15 protein-coding genes and 1 pseudogene are annotated in these 15999 nt (G+C 70.9%); 6 read left to right on the top strand and 10 right to left on the bottom strand.

The window, feature by feature from the left end:
- Positions 1-7 precede the first annotated feature (7 nt).
- Positions 8-1189 carry an acyl-CoA dehydrogenase family protein gene (locus ACQ0O7_RS11665; RefSeq protein WP_430781994.1) on the top strand — a complete coding sequence of 394 codons (1182 nt, stop codon included), beginning with the start codon at positions 8-10 and terminating at the stop codon, positions 1187-1189.
- Positions 1190-1864: 675 nt separating this feature from the next.
- Here ACQ0O7_RS11665 and ACQ0O7_RS11670 read toward each other — a convergent pair.
- From ACQ0O7_RS11670 to ACQ0O7_RS11685, 4 genes are all read right to left on the bottom strand, one after another.
- Positions 1865-2521 carry a GNAT family N-acetyltransferase gene (locus ACQ0O7_RS11670; protein WP_430781995.1) on the bottom strand — a complete coding sequence of 219 codons (657 nt, stop codon included), beginning with the start codon at positions 2519-2521 and terminating at the stop codon, positions 1865-1867.
- Between the two features lie 78 nt (positions 2522-2599).
- Positions 2600-5662 (bottom strand): putative bifunctional diguanylate cyclase/phosphodiesterase, encoded by a 3063-nt coding sequence (locus ACQ0O7_RS11675; protein WP_430781996.1) that lies wholly within the window; start codon positions 5660-5662, stop codon positions 2600-2602.
- Between the two features lie 81 nt (positions 5663-5743).
- Positions 5744-6658, bottom strand: a complete 915-nt coding sequence (locus ACQ0O7_RS11680) for a 5'-3' exonuclease (RefSeq protein WP_430782136.1) — start codon at positions 6656-6658, stop codon at positions 5744-5746.
- 13 nt (positions 6659-6671) lie between these two features.
- Positions 6672-7637, bottom strand: coding sequence for an aldo/keto reductase (locus tag ACQ0O7_RS11685; RefSeq protein WP_430781997.1), 966 nt, complete (start codon positions 7635-7637; stop codon positions 6672-6674).
- A gap of 55 nt (positions 7638-7692) precedes the next feature.
- On the opposite strand from ACQ0O7_RS11685, the gene ACQ0O7_RS11690 reads away from it, so the two are divergent.
- Both ACQ0O7_RS11690 and ACQ0O7_RS11695 read left to right on the top strand, forming a co-directional pair.
- Complete coding sequence (locus tag ACQ0O7_RS11690; RefSeq protein ID WP_430781998.1) at positions 7693-8922, top strand: vanadium-dependent haloperoxidase; 1230 nt, start codon at positions 7693-7695, stop codon at positions 8920-8922.
- A 68-nt stretch (positions 8923-8990) separates the two neighbouring features.
- Positions 8991-9371, top strand: a complete 381-nt coding sequence (locus tag ACQ0O7_RS11695) for an HPF/RaiA family ribosome-associated protein (protein WP_430781999.1) — start codon at positions 8991-8993, stop codon at positions 9369-9371.
- Positions 9372-9411: 40 nt separating this feature from the next.
- Here ACQ0O7_RS11695 and ACQ0O7_RS11700 read toward each other — a convergent pair whose 3' ends face one another.
- Together ACQ0O7_RS11700 and ACQ0O7_RS11705 are read right to left on the bottom strand one after the other, a co-directional pair.
- The gene (locus tag ACQ0O7_RS11700) at positions 9412-9747 is read right to left on the bottom strand and encodes a hypothetical protein (RefSeq protein WP_430782000.1); all 336 of its coding nucleotides are present in this window, start codon (positions 9745-9747) and stop codon (positions 9412-9414) included.
- Positions 9748-9840: 93 nt separating this feature from the next.
- A complete protein-coding gene (locus ACQ0O7_RS11705) occupies positions 9841-10464 on the bottom strand; it encodes a class I SAM-dependent methyltransferase (protein WP_430782001.1) in 624 nt (207 codons plus the stop codon).
- Between the two features lie 60 nt (positions 10465-10524).
- Between ACQ0O7_RS11705 and ACQ0O7_RS11710 the strand changes: the two genes are divergently transcribed.
- Both ACQ0O7_RS11710 and ACQ0O7_RS11715 read left to right on the top strand, forming a co-directional pair.
- A complete protein-coding gene (locus tag ACQ0O7_RS11710) occupies positions 10525-11664 on the top strand; it encodes an acyl-CoA dehydrogenase family protein (protein WP_430782002.1) in 1140 nt (379 codons plus the stop codon).
- 22 nt (positions 11665-11686) lie between these two features.
- The gene (locus ACQ0O7_RS11715; RefSeq protein WP_430782003.1) at positions 11687-12142 is read left to right on the top strand and encodes an Lrp/AsnC family transcriptional regulator; all 456 of its coding nucleotides are present in this window, start codon (positions 11687-11689) and stop codon (positions 12140-12142) included.
- Positions 12143-12160: 18 nt separating this feature from the next.
- Here ACQ0O7_RS11715 and ACQ0O7_RS11720 read toward each other — a convergent pair whose 3' ends face one another.
- From ACQ0O7_RS11720 to ACQ0O7_RS11735, 4 genes and pseudogenes are all read right to left on the bottom strand, one after another.
- Positions 12161-12343, bottom strand: a complete 183-nt coding sequence (locus ACQ0O7_RS11720) for a hypothetical protein (RefSeq protein ID WP_430782004.1) — start codon at positions 12341-12343, stop codon at positions 12161-12163.
- 343 nt (positions 12344-12686) lie between these two features.
- Positions 12687-13340 (bottom strand): annotated as a pseudogene (locus ACQ0O7_RS11725) (histidine kinase); the annotation flags it as partial.
- A gap of 174 nt (positions 13341-13514) precedes the next feature.
- Positions 13515-14720 (bottom strand): pyridoxal phosphate-dependent aminotransferase, encoded by a 1206-nt coding sequence (locus tag ACQ0O7_RS11730; RefSeq protein WP_430782005.1) that lies wholly within the window; start codon positions 14718-14720, stop codon positions 13515-13517.
- An 83-nt stretch (positions 14721-14803) separates the two neighbouring features.
- Positions 14804-15364: a TetR/AcrR family transcriptional regulator gene (locus tag ACQ0O7_RS11735; protein WP_430782006.1), complete on the bottom strand. Its 561-nt coding sequence runs from the start codon at positions 15362-15364 to the stop codon at positions 14804-14806.
- A 31-nt stretch (positions 15365-15395) separates the two neighbouring features.
- On the opposite strand from ACQ0O7_RS11735, the gene ACQ0O7_RS11740 reads away from it, so the two are divergent.
- On the top strand, positions 15396-15962 hold the full coding sequence (locus ACQ0O7_RS11740) for a maleylpyruvate isomerase N-terminal domain-containing protein (protein WP_430782007.1): 567 nt from the start codon (positions 15396-15398) through the stop codon (positions 15960-15962).
- Positions 15963-15999 lie beyond the last annotated feature (37 nt).

Genomic DNA, 15999 nt, shown 5'->3' on the forward strand with positions numbered 1-15999 from the left:
TCGGCGGATGGCCGTACCCCAGAACCACGACGCCGCGATCGCCGCCGCCCATCAGCTCGCCGACCTGCTCGAACCGGGTGCGATCCAGCGTGACCGGGACGGCGCCGAGGTGATCCCGCACGAGGCGGTGGCCGCCCTGGACGCCTCCGGGCTGCTCGGGATCACCGTTCCGGCGGCGGACGGCGGGCCGGGCCTGGGCCCGCGCACCCTGGCCGAGGTGGCCCGGATCCTGGCGATGGCGGACCCGGCGATCGCGCAGATCCCGCAGGGCCACTATCTGATGGTCGACGCGATCGTGGTGCACGGTGGCGCGGAGGCCCGCAAGCGGATCCTGGGTGACGTGCTGGCCGGCCGGCGCCTCGGCAACGGCCTCGCCGAACGTGGCGGTAAACACGCCCAGGACCTCACGACGCGGATTACCGGCGGTCTTCTGAACGGCGTAAAGTACTACACGACAGGTGCCCTGACCAGCGCATGGATCGCGGCGAGCGCCCTGGACGAGACCGGCCGTGTGGTTCTCGCCCTGGTGCCGCGTGACGCTAGCGGGGTCGCGATCGACACCGACTGGGACATGATCGGCCAGCGGGCGACGATCTCGGGCACCGCGACGTTCACCGGCGTGCCGGTGGAGCCGGGGCTGCGGATCGACTGGTCCGGAGCCTTCGAGACGCCGCAGCAGCTCGGCGCGCGGGCGCAGCTGGTGCACACCGCGATCGAGGTGGGCATCGCCGGGGCCGCTCTCCGGGATGCCCGTGGTTTTCTGCGGGAGAAAGGGCGACCGTCGACGGAGGCGGTGCGCAAGGGCGCGTCGGCGGCCACCGACGATCCGCACGTGCGGCATCGTTACGGCCGTCTGGCGACCCGCGTCCGTGCCGCTGAGGCGTTGCTGGAGTCCGCCGCGGGCACGCTGGCCGAGGTGGGGCTGATCCCGTCCGGCGCGGAGGCGGCGGCGCGGGGTTCACTCGCGGTGGCCGCGGCGAAGGCGTTCGGCACCGAGGTCGCGCTGGAGGCCTCGTCGGAGCTGTTCACGCTCTGCGGCACCAGTTCGGCCGCGGCGAAATATGCCCTGGACCGGCACTGGCGCAACGCCCGCACCCACAGCGTGCACGACCCGATCGACTACAAATACGCCCACATCGCAGCCTTCGAGCTGGCCGACGAACAACCCCCCAACCACGGGCAAATCTAATTTGGTACGCCCCACCAAACGGTCCCGCCTCGTCCCCGCGACGCAGGCGTGCCCTCCCGGCCGACCCGCGCCCGCCGGGCGAATGCGTCCCGTCCACCCGCGTGCCACACCCCGCCCCGTTCCGCACCGCTTCGCGGCACGCATCGTGCCCGCCGTTCCGCGTGCCGCGCAGCGGTCCATTCCGCGCCGCTGTGCGGCACGCAGCGTGCCTGCCGTTCCGCGTGCCGCGTAGCGGTTCGTTTCGCGCCGCTGTGCGGCACGCAGCGTGCCTGCCGTTTTGTGTGCCGCGTAGCGGTTCGTTTCGCGCCGCTGTGCGGCACGCGGGGTGGCCTGCCGTTTTGTGTGCCGCGTACCGGTTCGGTTGGCGCCGGTGTGCGGCACGCGGGGTGGCCTGCCGTTTTGTGTGCCGCGTAGCGGTTCGTTTCGCGCCGCTGTGCGGCACATGGCGCGGCCCGCCGTTTCGCGTGCCGCGGTGCGGTTCGGGTTGCGCCGTTGTGCGGCACGTGGGGTGGTCTGTCGTTTTGTGTGTCGCGTACCGGTTAGGTTGCGCTGCTGTGCGGCACGCTGAGTGGGCTGTGGGGTGGCGTCGACTTCAGTGTGCCTGTTGGTGAGCTTGCCCAGCCGGCGTGTGGTGCAGAGCGTGCCGGAGGATGTCGCGCTATCCGGAACGGTAGGTCAGATGCGGTAGGACGCGAAGATCACGTCTGCGTTGTGGGTGAAGCCGAGGCGGCCGTACAGGCGGATGGCGTCGGTGTTGTCCTGGACCGCGTGCAGGAAGGGCAACTCGCCCCGGGCCAGGATGCCCGCCGCCACCGCAAGGGTCAGGCGTGCGCCCAGGCCCTTGCCGCGCCAGGCCGGGTCGGTGCAGACCGCGCTCACCTCGGTCCAGCCGGGCATCCGGAACCGCTCGCCGGCCATCGCGACCAGCCGCCCCTCGTCGTCCCGGATCCCCAGATAGCGGCCCAGGTCGACGGTGCGTTTGAGGAACGGGCCGGGCTGGGCGCGGGCCACCAGCTCCAGCATCTCGGGCACGTCCTTCTCGGTGAGCGGGACCGCGCCGGGGTCCTCCACGCCGGACATGCTCTGGCCGATCATCTGCACACCGGGCGTGACCGTGCCGACCCGCCAGCCGGCGAGTGGCGTGATCGACGGGCCGGTGAGCACGGCGTAGTCGGTGAGTCCGGCCAGGTCGCGCCAGGCCGACGGATCGGCGGGGTCACTGAGCGCGGCGAACGGGGCGATGTCGGGCAGGTATCGGGCGGCGTTGCCCGCGGCCTCGGCGAAACACGCCTGCGGCCCGGAGAGGGCGGCCCACACGGGGTTGTTCAGCACATCCCCGACACTGCCTCCTCCCGGCCGCCCGCGCCAGTAGATATCCGTCGAACCACCCGCACGCTCTGTCGGATGTCGTCACACCGCCTGGTGTTCGGCCGGGTGCGGCTCGTATTGCGAGGCCATCGCCGGCACGTCTCCGGGCCACAGCGGCTTGGCGAAGTGGTAGCCCTGACCGTACTGGCAGCCCATCGCGTCGAGCGCGGCCCGCTGGCCGGCCTCCTCGATGCCTTCGGCCACCACTGCCAGGTCCAGGTTGTGCGACAGGGTGACGATCGCGTCGACGAGCGCGTGCTGCTGACGGCTGTGCAGGATGTCGTCGATGAACGACTTGTCCAGTTTCAGCACGTCGACGGGCATCTGGCGCAGGTAGCTCAGTGAGGAGTAGCCCGTACCGAAATCGTCGATCGCGATTCTGACCCCCATCGCCCGCAGCGCCTTCAGGTCGGCGAGCACCTTGTCGGCGTCCTTGAGCACCAGGCTCTCGGTGATCTCCAGCAGCAGCCATTCGGGGCGTGCGCCACTGGCCTCCAGCGCGGCCCGGACCTGGGCGCCGAAGTCGTCGCTGCGGAACTGGCGTACCGACACGTTGACGCTGACGTACCGCAAGGTGGTCTCGGGGTTCTCCCGTTTCCACTGCGCGAACTGGCGCAGCGCCTCCCGCAGCACCCAGTTGCCGATGCCGACGATCGCGCCACTCTCCTCGGCGGCCTCCACGAAGTGGTAGGGCCCAAGCAGCCCGCGGACCGGATGCTGCCAGCGGACCAGCGCCTCCACGCCGGTGATCTTCTGGTCGATCAGTTCGACGATCGGCTGGAACTGGAGCACGAACTGCTCCTGCTCGATCGCCTCGTGCAGAGCGGTCCGCATCTCCAGGCGCTGCATCATCGCGGTGTGCAGGTCGCTCTGGTACCGCTGCCAGCCGCCCTTGCCGTTGCCCTTGGCCAGGTACAGCGCCAGGTCGGCGTGCCGCAGCAGCTCGGTGGCGGTGTCGGCGTCCCGGTTGGTGGCGACCCCGACGCTGGACCGGGCGCTGATCACGTGCGTGCCGCCGGCCCCGTCGGAGATCTCCACCGAGCCGGCGAGCGCCTCCACCAGCTGGGCGGCGACCCGTTCGGCGGCGTCCACCGAGTTGCTCTGCTCGACCAGGATGGCGAACTCGTCGCCGCCCATCCGGGCCGCGGTGCTGCCGGTCCCGATGATCGACCCGATCCGGTCGGCCACGTGCAGCAGCAGCTGGTCACCGACCGCGTGCCCGAGGGTGTCGTTGACCTCCTTGAAGTCGTCCAGGTCGACGAAGAGCACACCCAGGGTGGCGCCGTCCCGTTCGGCCACACAGAACGCCTGCTCCAGCCGGTCCCGGAAGAGCACCCGGTTGGCCAGCCCGGTCAGCGCGTCGTGGAACGCCTGGTGGGTGAGGTCCTTCTCCAGCCCGCGCCGCTCGGTGACATCCCGCAGCGTCATCACCAGGCCGGCCACTGTCGGGTCCTCGCGCAGGTCCCGCAGATCACATTCCACTTCGACGGTACGGCCGTCGGTGTGGAGCGCGGTCAGTTCGATGTCGTCGAGTTCGCCGACACCGGCCCGGACCCGGCTCATGATCTCCCGGAGCGCGCCCTGCGACGAGTCGGCGATCATGCCGCCGAGCGGGTTGCCGGTCGGGTCGACACCGAACAGCAGTTCGGCGGACGGGGTGGCGTACCGGATGGTGCCGTCCGGCTCGACGATCAGGATCACGTCGGCGGCGCTCTGGATCAGCGTACGGAACCAGGCTTCGCCTTCGGCCTTGCTCACCTCGGCGGTCAGCGAGATCCGTTCCAGCACCACCGAGATCTGGGTGGCCAGGGTCTGGAACGCGGGCAGCAGCAGCCGCAGCACGTCGTCGTCGGCGCCCACCGCGATCCGGGACACCCGGCCGCCGGGCAGCGGCTGGGTCGCGTAGATGACCCTGAGGTAGCCGCCGGAACGCATGCCCTCGGGCAGTTCGGCGGTGCTGATCAGCCGGACCTCGCGCTCCACCGGGCCGTCCACCCGGATCGGCTCCGGCAGGTGCAGGTGGTACTGCTGGCCGGGCGGCATCAGCCGGTTCACGATCGCGGTGACCGCCTTGAACACGTCCCGTTCGGTGGCGGTCGCGAACAGCAGCGCGCTCGCCTCCCGCAGCGCCCGCTCCAGGCTGCCGGCCTGCCGCTGGGACCGGGCCAGGTCGGCGACCCGGGCCAGCACCATCAGGAACATCACGGCGGCGGCACCGGCGATCACCGGGGCGTCGACCACGCCACCGCGCTCGATCTCCACCTCCTTGCCCTGCATGTACTCCAGGGCCAGGACGGCCGGGGCGATCAGCGCCGCCGAACTGAGCCAGAACAGCCGGTGGCTGTCCATGCCCGAGTCGGCCCGCTCGACCGGCTCGGACAGCGACCGCATCGACGGGCGCAGCGCCGAGAACCCGATCGCCGAGTAGAACACCACCCAGCCCAGGTCGACCGGGCCGCCCAGCGACCACGCCTGGTTCAGCTGCGACTGGCCGTAGAAGACGTCCGAGATCAGCAGGCCGATCATGGCCAGGCCGAGGGTGCTGAGCGAGGCGAGCTGCTTGCCCGAACCGGTGACCATCCGCAGGATCACGGCCAGCACCAGCACGTCACCCAGCGGGTAGCCGATCGAGACCAGCTTCTCCACCGTCGACAGGTGGTCGGCGCGGGTGAACGGGGCGATCCAGTACACCCAGGCGAGCAGGCCCAGGCCGACCGTCGGGACCAGCGCGTCCAGCAGCGCCGCCCGGTTGTCGCCGTCGCCGTTGCGGGCCCGCACCAGCATCAGCAGGCCGGCCGTGAATAACGGATAGAACACCAGGTAGAAGAAGTCGGCCAGGCCCGGGAAACCGGGCTGCCCGCCGAGCGCCAGAATCAGGTTGTACCAGGTGTCGCCGGTGGTGAAACAGGCGATCGCCAGGCTGATCAGGAACCACGGCAGCTTCCGGCTCGGCCTGTGCATCCACACGCCCACCAGCACCGCGATCGCCGCGGAGTACCCGAGCGCCGCCCAGCTGTACAGCTGGGCGCCCGGGAAGGCGTAGTAGACGCAGGTGATGATCAGCGTCCAGACGCCGAAGCACGCGCGAACCACTCGCGTCGACAATGCGTACTCCGTTCACCAGGTGGACTGATTCCGACCCGCCGTATCGGAGTCGCCGCCGGTGATCTGAGGAGAAGTGATCCGCTACATCGCCAGGGCGTCCACCAGCCGCCGGGCGGACCCCGCCAGATTCCACCGTTCGGCCAGGGCGAGCAGGGCGTCCGCATCCTTCGGGGCACGCGGCAGCTCCGGGTCGAAATCGGGCAGCGGCACGTCCAGGGCCACCTTGCAGACCGGCAGCGCACGGGCCAGGTAGTCGCGGGAAGCGTCCAGCTTCGTGCGGACCCCCGGCGCGAAACCGGCGTCCGGATCGTCGAGGGCGGCCACGATCCGCTCCACCCCGCCGTACCGCTCGATCAGCCTCGCCGCGGTCTTCTCACCCACCCCCGGCACTCCCGGCAGGCCGTCGCTCGGGTCACCCCGCATCGCCGCGAAATCCGCGTACCACCGGGCCTCCACCCCGTACTTCGCCATCACCAGGGCCTCGTCGGCGTCCTCCAGCTTCGCCACCCCCCGGCCGCAGTAGAGCAGGCGGGTCCCGCGGGCGTCGTCGACCAGCTGGAACAGATCCCGGTCACCGGAGACCACCTCGACCGGCGCCGGCTGGGTCGCGGCCAGCGTGCCGAGCACGTCGTCGGCCTCGAAGCCCGGCACCCCGAACGCCGGGATGCCGATCGCCGCCAGCACCTCCAGCAGCACCGGCACCTGCTTCTCCAGCGACGCCGGCACCTCCTCGACATCACCGTGGGCGACCCGGTGCTGCTTGTACGACGGCACCAGCTCCACCCGCCAGGCCGGCCGCCAATCCGCGTCCAGCGCGCAGACCAGCCGATCCGGGCGCCGGGTCCGGATCAGCTGGGCCAGCATGTCCAGGAAGCCGCGGATCGCGTTGACCGGCTCCCCGGCTTCGGTCCGTGCCGCCTTCTCCGGGATGCCGTGGAAGGCGCGGAAGTAGAGGCTGGGGGCGTCGACTGCGAGCAGAGGTCTCACGCCTGCCAGCCTAGTGTCTCTTTTAAAACCCGATGACCGAGTGCGGCCGGTACGGGCCCTCCAGCGCCGCGATCTCCCCCTCGGTCAGTTCCAGGTCGACAGCGGCCACCGCGTCGTCGATGTGCGACGTCTTCGACGCGCCGATGATCGGGGCGGTCACCGCCGGTTTCGACAACAGCCAGGCCAGCGCCACCCGGGCCGGCGAGGTGTCCCGGGCCTTCGCCACGTCCGCCACCACGTCGGCGACCGCGAAGTCGTCCTCGGTCGACAGCAGGGCCATCATCCGGTCGGTGCGGGCCCGCACCGACCCGGCCGCCCGGCCGCGCGCCAGCACCCCGCGGGCGAGTGGGCTCCACGGGATCACCCCCACCCCCGAGTCGAGGCAGAACGGCAGCATCTCCCGCTCCTCCTCCCGGTAGGCCAGGTTGTACTGCGGCTGCATCGACACGAACTTCGTCCAGCCGTGACGCTCGGCGGTGAACTGGGCTTTGGCGAACTGCCACGCATGCATGGACGAGGCGCCGATGTACCGGGCCTTTCCCGCCCGTACGACATCGTGCAGCGCCTCCATCGTCTCCTCGATCGGCGTCTCCCGGTCGAAGCGGTGGATCTGATAGAGGTCGACGTGGTCGGTGCCGAGCCGGCGCAGCGACGCGTCGATCGAGGCCATGATGTGCTTGCGGGACAGGCCGCCGTCGTTCGGCCCGGCACCCATCGGGAAGAACACCTTCGTCGCCAGCACATAGTCGTCCCGGCCCGGGAAGAACGCGCGCAGCAGCCGCCCGGTGATCTCCTCACTGCCACCCACCGAATACATGTCGGCGGTGTCGAAGAAGGTGATGCCCTGGTCCACGGCCCGTCTCACGATCGGGGTCGCGGCCTCCTCGTCGAGCACCCAGTCCCGCCACGTCGTCGATCCGTAGGTCATCATGCCCAGACAGATGCGTGAGACCTTCAACCCGGTGCCGCCCAGCCGTACGTAATCCATACCGGCACCCTATCGCTGACAGATTTTCGCCAGACGCATCGACTTTCATGCACCTATGAAGCGCACACTCGCACTGATCCTGTCCGCACTCCTGCTCACCCCGGCCACCCCCGCCACGGCCGCCGCACCCGATCCGGTGCTGCTCTGGAACGAGTACACCGAGACCGCCGTCTGGGAGGTCGCCCGGGAGAACCCCTGGGTGCAGAGCCGCAGCTTCGCCATGGTTCAGGGCGCCGTCTACGACGCCGTCAACGCCATCGCCGGTACGCCGTACCAGCCCTATCTGACCGCTCCGCGCACCACCGGCCGTGAATCGGTTCCGGCGGCCGTGGCCACCGCCTCGTACCGGGTGCTGACCGCCCTGTTCCCGGGCCAGCGGGACCGGCTGCGCGCCCAGTACGACGACTATCTCGCCGGCGTCGGCCGGGGCCGGGCCGCCGGAATCGCCGTCGGTGACCGGACCGCCGCCGCCATGCTCGCCTCCCGGGCCGGGGACGGCGCCTTCCAGGCCGAGGAGTTCCCGGTCGGCACCGCGCCCGGCCAGTGGCGGCCCACCCCGCCCACCTACGCCAACCAGGGTGCCTGGTCGGCCGGCCTGCGCCCGTTCGCGCTGCCCCGAGCCGGCATGTTCCGCACCGCCGGGCCGCCCGCGCTCACCAGCGCCGCCTACACCCGTGACTTCGCCGAGATCGTGCGGGTCGGCGGCGCGACGAGCACGGTGCGGACCGCCGACCAGACCGACGCGGCCCGCTGGTGGCACGACCGGAGACTCGGCCAATGGGAGATCAACCGGCAGCTCGCGGTCACCCGGCGGCTGACCACCGTCCAGGCCGCCCGCCTGCTCGCCATGGTCAACATCGCGGCGTCGGACGCCAACACGGCCTGCTTCAACGAGAAACGGCACTGGGGATTCTGGCGGCCGGTCACCGCCGTCCAGCTCGCCGCCATCGACGGCAACCCGGCCACCACCGGCGATCCCACCTGGATGCCGTTGCTGGTCACCCCCGGCAGCCCCGACTACACGTCCGGTCATGCCTGCGCCACCGGCTCCAACATGACCATCCTGCGGCTGCTGTTCGGCCGCGACGACATCCCGTTCCACGCCACCAGCGCCGACACCGGGACCACCCGCTACTACGACAGTTTCTCCGGCGCCCTCGAGGAGCTGATCGGCGCCCGGGTGTGGGGTGGCATCCACTTCCGCTCCGCCGACACCGCCGGCGCCCGCATCGGTGCGCTGACCAGCGTCTATCTCTACCAGAATCGGATGCGCCCGATGCGATGAGGACGATTCGTTCCGGCCAGGATGGGTACGTGATCTCTGACCGTTTAGCCGGACGATGAGGAGATCAGATGAGCGCCGTCGCCAACCCGGCCACCGTCGCGGAATGCCTGCGGATGGGGGCCGGATTCTCGCAGGGTGACCGGACCTGGATCGCTGAGCTGCTGGGCACCCTGGACAACCGGCTCGCCTCGTTCCACGCCGACGCCACCGCGCTGGAGATCTCGGTCAAGGACCGGATGGCGCCCGGCCAGAAGGTGACCCTGGAGTGCTGGCTCAGCGGCGGCGACAAGGTGGTCACCACGTCGTCCCTGGAGGACCTGCACGCCGCCGTGATGGACTGCCGCGACGACCTGCGGCGGCGGCTCAACGACGCCAAGTCCCGGCAGGAGCCCCGCCACAACCGTCACCTGCGCGACGTGCCCCAGCCCACCGACCCTGACCTGCTGTGACACCGGCCGGTGCCCCGGCTCCTCGTCCGGGGCACCGCGCTCACTCCCGGGCGAACCAGATCTCGGTGCCCTCGTAGGTCGCCGGCACCGGCACCCCCGACCGCCGGCACAGCTCACCGATCGCCTCGCCGAACCCCTCCGCGTCGGCGTGGATCTCCATGTACTCCCCGTAGACCAGGTCGATCGTCAACTCCGGCGTCGGCACCTCGTCCGGGGGATACGTCACCGACCCCAGCCAGACGGTGTAGACGTCGTCCCACGGGCTGAGGAACTCACTCTCGCTCCCGGGCCGCACGACGTTGCCGAAGACCGAGATCAACGGCTTTTCGACGTACGTCACCAGAATGCCCTCGTCAGTGACCCGGATCCGTTGCACCGCCGCATCCTAGAGTTCCGCCGACGAGCAGGTGTGGCCTGGCTGGATGCCGGACGCAAGCCGTCCCGTGCGCCCGCCGGCATCGACCGAAGACTAGACACGCTCGGCCAGTAGCTGGATCCCGTCCGATCGGTGCCCGTTCATGGTGGCCACCTCGATCCGGTGCTCGGCCAGCATCCGGAATCCGGCCGCCGTGAAGAGATCGCGCAGATGGTCCGCTGTGTGATGGCGGCAGACCGCGCCGTCGTCGGTGGTGAACACCCCGCCCGGCCCGTACCGCCGCCGGTTGCGCTCGTCGGACTGCACCAGCAGGTCACTGACGTAGACGGTGCCGCCGGGCGCCAGCACCCGCCTGATCTCGGCGGCGAGGGCCCGCTGATCCGGATCGGCCGGGACACAGGTCAGCACCGCGAACAGCAGCACCAGCCCCACACCGGCGTCCGGCACGTCGACCCGGGGCGGGGCGGTCATCACCGTGAGGTCGAGGCCGGGCCGCTGTCGCCGGCCGCGTTCGACCAGCGCCGCGGAGACGTCGACTCCGGACACCGCGGTGAACCCGGCGTCGGCGAGCAGGGCGGTGACCCGGCCGTACCCGCACCCGTAGTCCAGCACCCGCACGTCCCGCCCGATCGTTTCCAGCCATGAGAGATCCACCGGATGGGTGAACTCCTTGGTCGCGCCGATCGTGTTCCAGTAGTGCCGGGCAGGTTCTTCCATGCGGCAACACGGTAGTCCTGCCCGGCTTCCCCACGGGTGAACGCTCGTTAGGCTGACGGCATGACCGTTGAGCGACTGCTTCCCACCCCTGAAGCACACGACCTGCTCGATCTGACCGCCGAGCTCGCCACCCGGGAGCTGGCCGGGAAGGTCGACGACTTCGAGGCGCGCGGCGAGTTCCCCCGGGAGGTGCTGCGCACGCTGGGCCGGTCCGGGCTGCTCGGGCTGCCCTATCCGGAGGCGGACGGGGGCGCCGCCCAGCCGTACGAGGTGTATGTCCAGGTCCTGGAGATCCTGGCGGGCGCCTGGCTGGGCATCGCCGAGGCGGTCAGTGTGCACACCCTGTCGTGTTTCCCGGTGGCCGGGTTCGGCACCCCGGAGCAGCGCAAGATGCTGCCGGAGATGCTGGGCGGAGAACTGCTCGGCGCCTACGCGCTGTCCGAGCCGCACGGGGGCAGCGACGCGGCCGGGCTGACCACCCGCGCGGTCGCGGACGGCGGCGACTACGTGCTCGACGGCACCAAAGCCTGGATCACCCATGGCGGAAAAGCGGACTTCTACAACATCTTCTGCCGTACGGGTGGGCCGGGCGCCCGTGGCATCTCGTGTGTGCTCGCCGACGCCTCCACGCCGGGCCTGCTGCCGCAGGCTCCGGAACGGCTGATGGGCCTGCGCTCGTCGGCGCCGGCGCAGATCGTGCTGGAGAACGCGCGGGTGCCCAGGGACCGGCTGGTCGGCGGGGAGAACGAGGGGTTCACGATCGCGATGAAAGCCCTGGACGCGGGGCGTCTCGGGATCGCCGCGTGTGCGGTCGGGCTGGCGCAGGCCGCCGTCGACTACGCGACCGCGTACGCGAAGGAGCGTGAGCAGTTCGGCAAGCCGATCGCCTCGTTCCAGGGGCTCGGGTTCATGCTGGCCGACATGGCCACCGGGGTGTCCGCGGCCCGCGCGCTGCTGCTGCACGCGGCCCGGCTCAAGGACGCCGGCCGGCCGTTCACGGTGGAGGCGGCGAAGGCGAAACTGTTCGCCACCGACATGGCGATGCGGGTGACCACCGACGCGGTGCAGGTGCTCGGCGGGTACGGCTATTCCGCCGACCATCCGGTGGAGCGCTGGTTCCGGGAGGCGAAGGTGCTGCAGATCGTGGAGGGCACCAACCAGATCCAGCGGCTCGTGATCGCCCGCGAGATGACACGGTAGGCACAGGCAGTAATGTGACGTCGTGGAAGAGATCGACCGGGCGATCGTGTCGGCCCTGACCGCGGACGGCCGGTTGTCCTACACCGACCTGGCCGAGCGGGTGGGCCTGAGCGTCTCCGCCGTGCACCAGCGGGTGCGCCGGCTGGAGCAGCGGGGTGTCATCAGCGGTTATGCGGCCCGGGTGTCGTTCGAGGCGCTGGACCTGCCGTTGACGGCGTTCGTGGCGATCCGCCCGTTCGACCCGTCCCAGCCGGACGACGCCCCGGAGCGCCTGGCCCATCTGTCCGAGATCGACTCGTGTTATTCGGTCGCGGGGGAGGACTTCTACATGCTTCTGGTGCGGGTGAAGAGCCCGGCCGACCTGGAGCGCCTCCTTCAGGACATCCGCACGGCGGCGAACGTGACGACCCGGACGACGGTGGTGCTGTCGACGCCGTACGAGAACCGCCCACCGAGGATCTCCGCCCCGCCCGAATAGCCGGTGGTCGGCGAGGGATCAGAGCCGGGCCGGGCCGGTGGGGGCCAGGGGCAGGTCGGCGAGGACCTGCCAGCCACCGTCCGGGTGACGGCCGGCGGAGAAACGGCCGCCGAGCAGGTGGACCCGCTCCCGCATGCCGATCACCCCGAATCCGCTGCCGTGCCGCCACGGGATCGGGTCGGGGCGGCCGTCGTCGTTCACCAGTACTCGTACGGTCCCGTGTGGAGCGGACCGTCACCCGGATCTCGTGGGCGCCTGTCGCGTGCCGGCGGGCGTTGGCCACCGACTCCTGGACCAGCCGCAGCACCGACGTCTCGACCTCGGGCGGGATCGGCTCGGTCATGTCGACGATCAGCCGCACCGGGGTGCCGCCCGGCGGGGTGGCGGCGACCGCGTCCAGTTCGGCGATCAGGTTCGTGTCGTGGTGCGCGAGGCCGCCGTCTCGGGCCGCGCCGCGCGGTGCGGGGTGCCGGTCCGGGGTGACGTCGCGCAGGACGGTGACCATCCGGCGCATCGCGGACAGGGCGTCGGTGCCGGCCTTCTCGATCACCGGCAGGACCGGGCTCCGCATCGCTGTGGTCAGCTGCGCGGCCTGCGCCTGGATCACGATGCCGCCGATGTGGTGGGCCACCACGTCGTGCAGCTCACGGGCCAGGGCGACCCGTTCGCGCTGCCGGGCGGAGGCGACCGCGGCTTCGGTCGTGGTGTCCCGGTGGCGCATGTACCAGCCGGCGGCCGCCGGCAGGCCGAAGACGAGCAGCTGCATCACGGCGTCGAAGGCCAGGGACTCCACCGAACCGGGCAGCGCGCCCTGCAGCGCCTCCGCGATGTTCAGCCCGGCCGCCAGCAGGACCACGACGGCGACCACGGTGCGGGCCGGGCTCCGACGGACCACGCTCACCACCATCAGCGCCGACGCGAGGACCGCGGTGGGGGTGACCGGGTCGGCGGGCCGGCCGTCGATCAGGTGCAGGGCCGCGGACCAGCCGACCAGCACGGTGAACGCGGCGACGGCCGCGACGATCGGGCGGCGGGACACCAGGAAGGCGGGACCGGCCATCAGGACGCCGCTCGGGATGGCCCACCAGGTGTCGTACGGCGGTTCGCTGATCGTGGCGGCGCCGGCCGTCCACACGTCGGCCAGCAGGGCCGCGGCCAGGAGTGCGCCGGTCGTCCACTGCTGGGCAGAACCGCGCATGACCACTCCCGCTTCGGCGAGGGTCGATCGTAACGAAGCGTGGGCGACGGTGCCGCGAGACCCGTCGCCCGGGTGACCGTCGCATTCGCCCGGCGGCCGCGCTGCGGTCCGGTGCCGAGACCGCCTCGCGGGGACGAGACGGCCGGCGTTGCGACGACCGTACAAAGAAATGGGTTATTGCTTGTAGCTGGAAAGGAAGTCGCCGAAGCGGCCGATCGCCTCGTCCAGGACGTCGACCGGCGCCAGGAAGACGAAGCGCACGTGATCGGTGGTGTCGATGTTGAAGCCGCTGCCGTGCGAGAGCAGCAGGTGTTTCGACTCCAGCAGGTCGATGATCATGCGCTCGTCGTCGTGGATCTTGTGGATCTCCGGGTTCAGGCGGGCGAACAGGTAGAGGGCGCCCTCCGGCCGGTGACACTCCACGCCGGGGATCGCGGTCAGTGCGCGCCAGGCGTGTTCGCGCTGGTCGTAGAGGCGGCCGCCGGGCTGGACCAGCGGCTCGATGCTCTGGTAGCCGCCGAGCGCGGTCTGGATCGCGTGCTGGGCCGGGACGTTCGGGCACAACCGCATGTTGGCCAGCAGCTGCAGGCCCTCCAGATAGTCGGTGTCCTGCCCGGTGAAGCCGGTGATCGCCAGCCAGCCGGACCGGAACCCGGCGGCCCGGTGCGTCTTCGACAGCCCACCCATGCTGATCATCGGCACGTCGGGGGCGAGCGCGGCGGCGGTGTGGTGCACCGCCTCGTCATACACGATCTTGTCGTAGATCTCGTCGGTGAACACCAGCAGCCCGTGCCGGCGGGCGATGTCCAGCATGCCCTCCAGGACCTCGCGCGAGTAGACCGCGCCGGTCGGGTTGTTCGGGTTGATGATCACCATGGCCCGGGTGTTCGCGGTGATCCGGGACGCCAGATGATCCAGATCGGGCTGCCAGCCGTTGCTCTCGTCACAGCGGTAGTGCACCGCCCGGCCGCCGCACAGCGACACCGCACCCGTCCACAACGGGTAGTCCGGCGCCGGGACCAGCACCTCGTCACCGGTGTCCAGCAGCGCCTGCAACGACATCACGATCAGCTCGGAGACGCCGTTGCCGAGCATCACGTCCTCCGGCTGGACGTCGGTGACACCCTGCAACTGGTACTTCTGAGCGACCGCCACCCGCGCCGAATAGATGCCGCGGGCGTCGCTGTACCCCTGGGCGGCGCCCAGATTGTGCACCACGTCGGAGAGGATCGGATCGGGCGTGTTCAAACCCCACGGCGCCGGATTGCCGATGTTCAGCTTGATGATCTGGTTGCCCGCGGCCTCCAGCTCCGTGGCCCGGCGCAGGACCGGCCCGCGAATGTCGTACCGGACAGCCTTGAGCCGTTGCGCCTGCTTCACCAGCACACTCTCCCATTCGGTCGGCGGACGTGCCCGGGAAGCGTAGCCACAATCACCCGCCCCCGACCGGGCCAATTCCCGTCTCATGGACTCCCGTACAGCAGGTCGAGTTGCGCCTCCAGCGTCGCGCGGGCCTCGTCCGGCGTGTACTGCCCGCCGAGCAGATAGACACCGATGCCCTCCATCAACGCCAGAAGACCACGAGCCTGATGGTGTACGGGTATCAGGCTCTCGAAGAACCCGACCATCCGCGCCGTCTCGTCCCGGAGCACCTCCGACGCCGTCGGGCGCACCGCGGTGTATGCCAGGAACGCCAGCGCCACCCGACCGTCCGCCCGCGACTCGTCCGCCAGCGGAAGCAGCGTGCCGATGATGGTCCGCAACAGCTCCCGCGGCTGCGGCGAGTCACCCAGCCGGGCCACCGCCTCGGTCACCCGGGCCTGATTGCGCTCCCGCACCACCTCCATCGCGAACGCCATCATCTCGTCCTTGGTCCGGAAATAGTGCTGCACCATGCCCGCGGAAACCCCCGCCTCGGCCGCCACCTGCCGCAGGCTGACCGCCTCCAGCCCGTGCTCGGCCGCGACCCGCATCAGGGCGTCCGCGATCAGGGTGCGCCGCTGCCGCCTGTCCACCTTGGGCATGACCCGATGCTGTCACGGCATGATTACGGCCATGGACGCTGGGGATGTTCGTGCCGCGATGACGGAGATGCTGCGGATCCTGGAGCCGGCCCAGGACCAGGACTGGGAGGTCCGCGCGGGCGACCTCGACTGGTCCTGCGCCCGGACGGCGGCGCACGTGGCCCACGACCTGATCGCCTACGGCACCCAGCTGGCCGGCCGCGTCTCCGGCGACTACCTGCCGGTGGACCTGGAGATCCGCCCCGGCACGCCCCCGCCCCTCATCCTGCGCTCGGCGTCGTCGTGCGCCGCCCTGCTGGAGGCGGCGCTGCGAACCGCCCCACCGGAGGCCCGCGCCTGGCACTGGGGCCCCACGGACCCGTCCGGGTTCGCCGCCCTGGGCGTCAACGAGACCCTGGTCCACACCTGGGACGTGACCCGGGGCCTGCACATCCGGTGGCACCCACCGGCGAACCTGGCGTCAGCGGTCCTGTCCCGCCTGTTCCCGGACGCCCCACCGGGCGACCCGTCCGAGGTGCTCCTGTGGTGCACCGGCCGCATCGCCCTGCCGTCCCACCCCCGCCGCACGTCCTGGAACCTGCGCGCCGCCGTCGGCTGACCGGCGAGGGTCCCCGTTCGTGTGCCGCGGGGGGGGG

This window comes from Actinoplanes sp. G11-F43 (genome assembly GCF_050589265.1).
GTDB lineage: Bacteria > Actinomycetota > Actinomycetes > Mycobacteriales > Micromonosporaceae > Actinoplanes.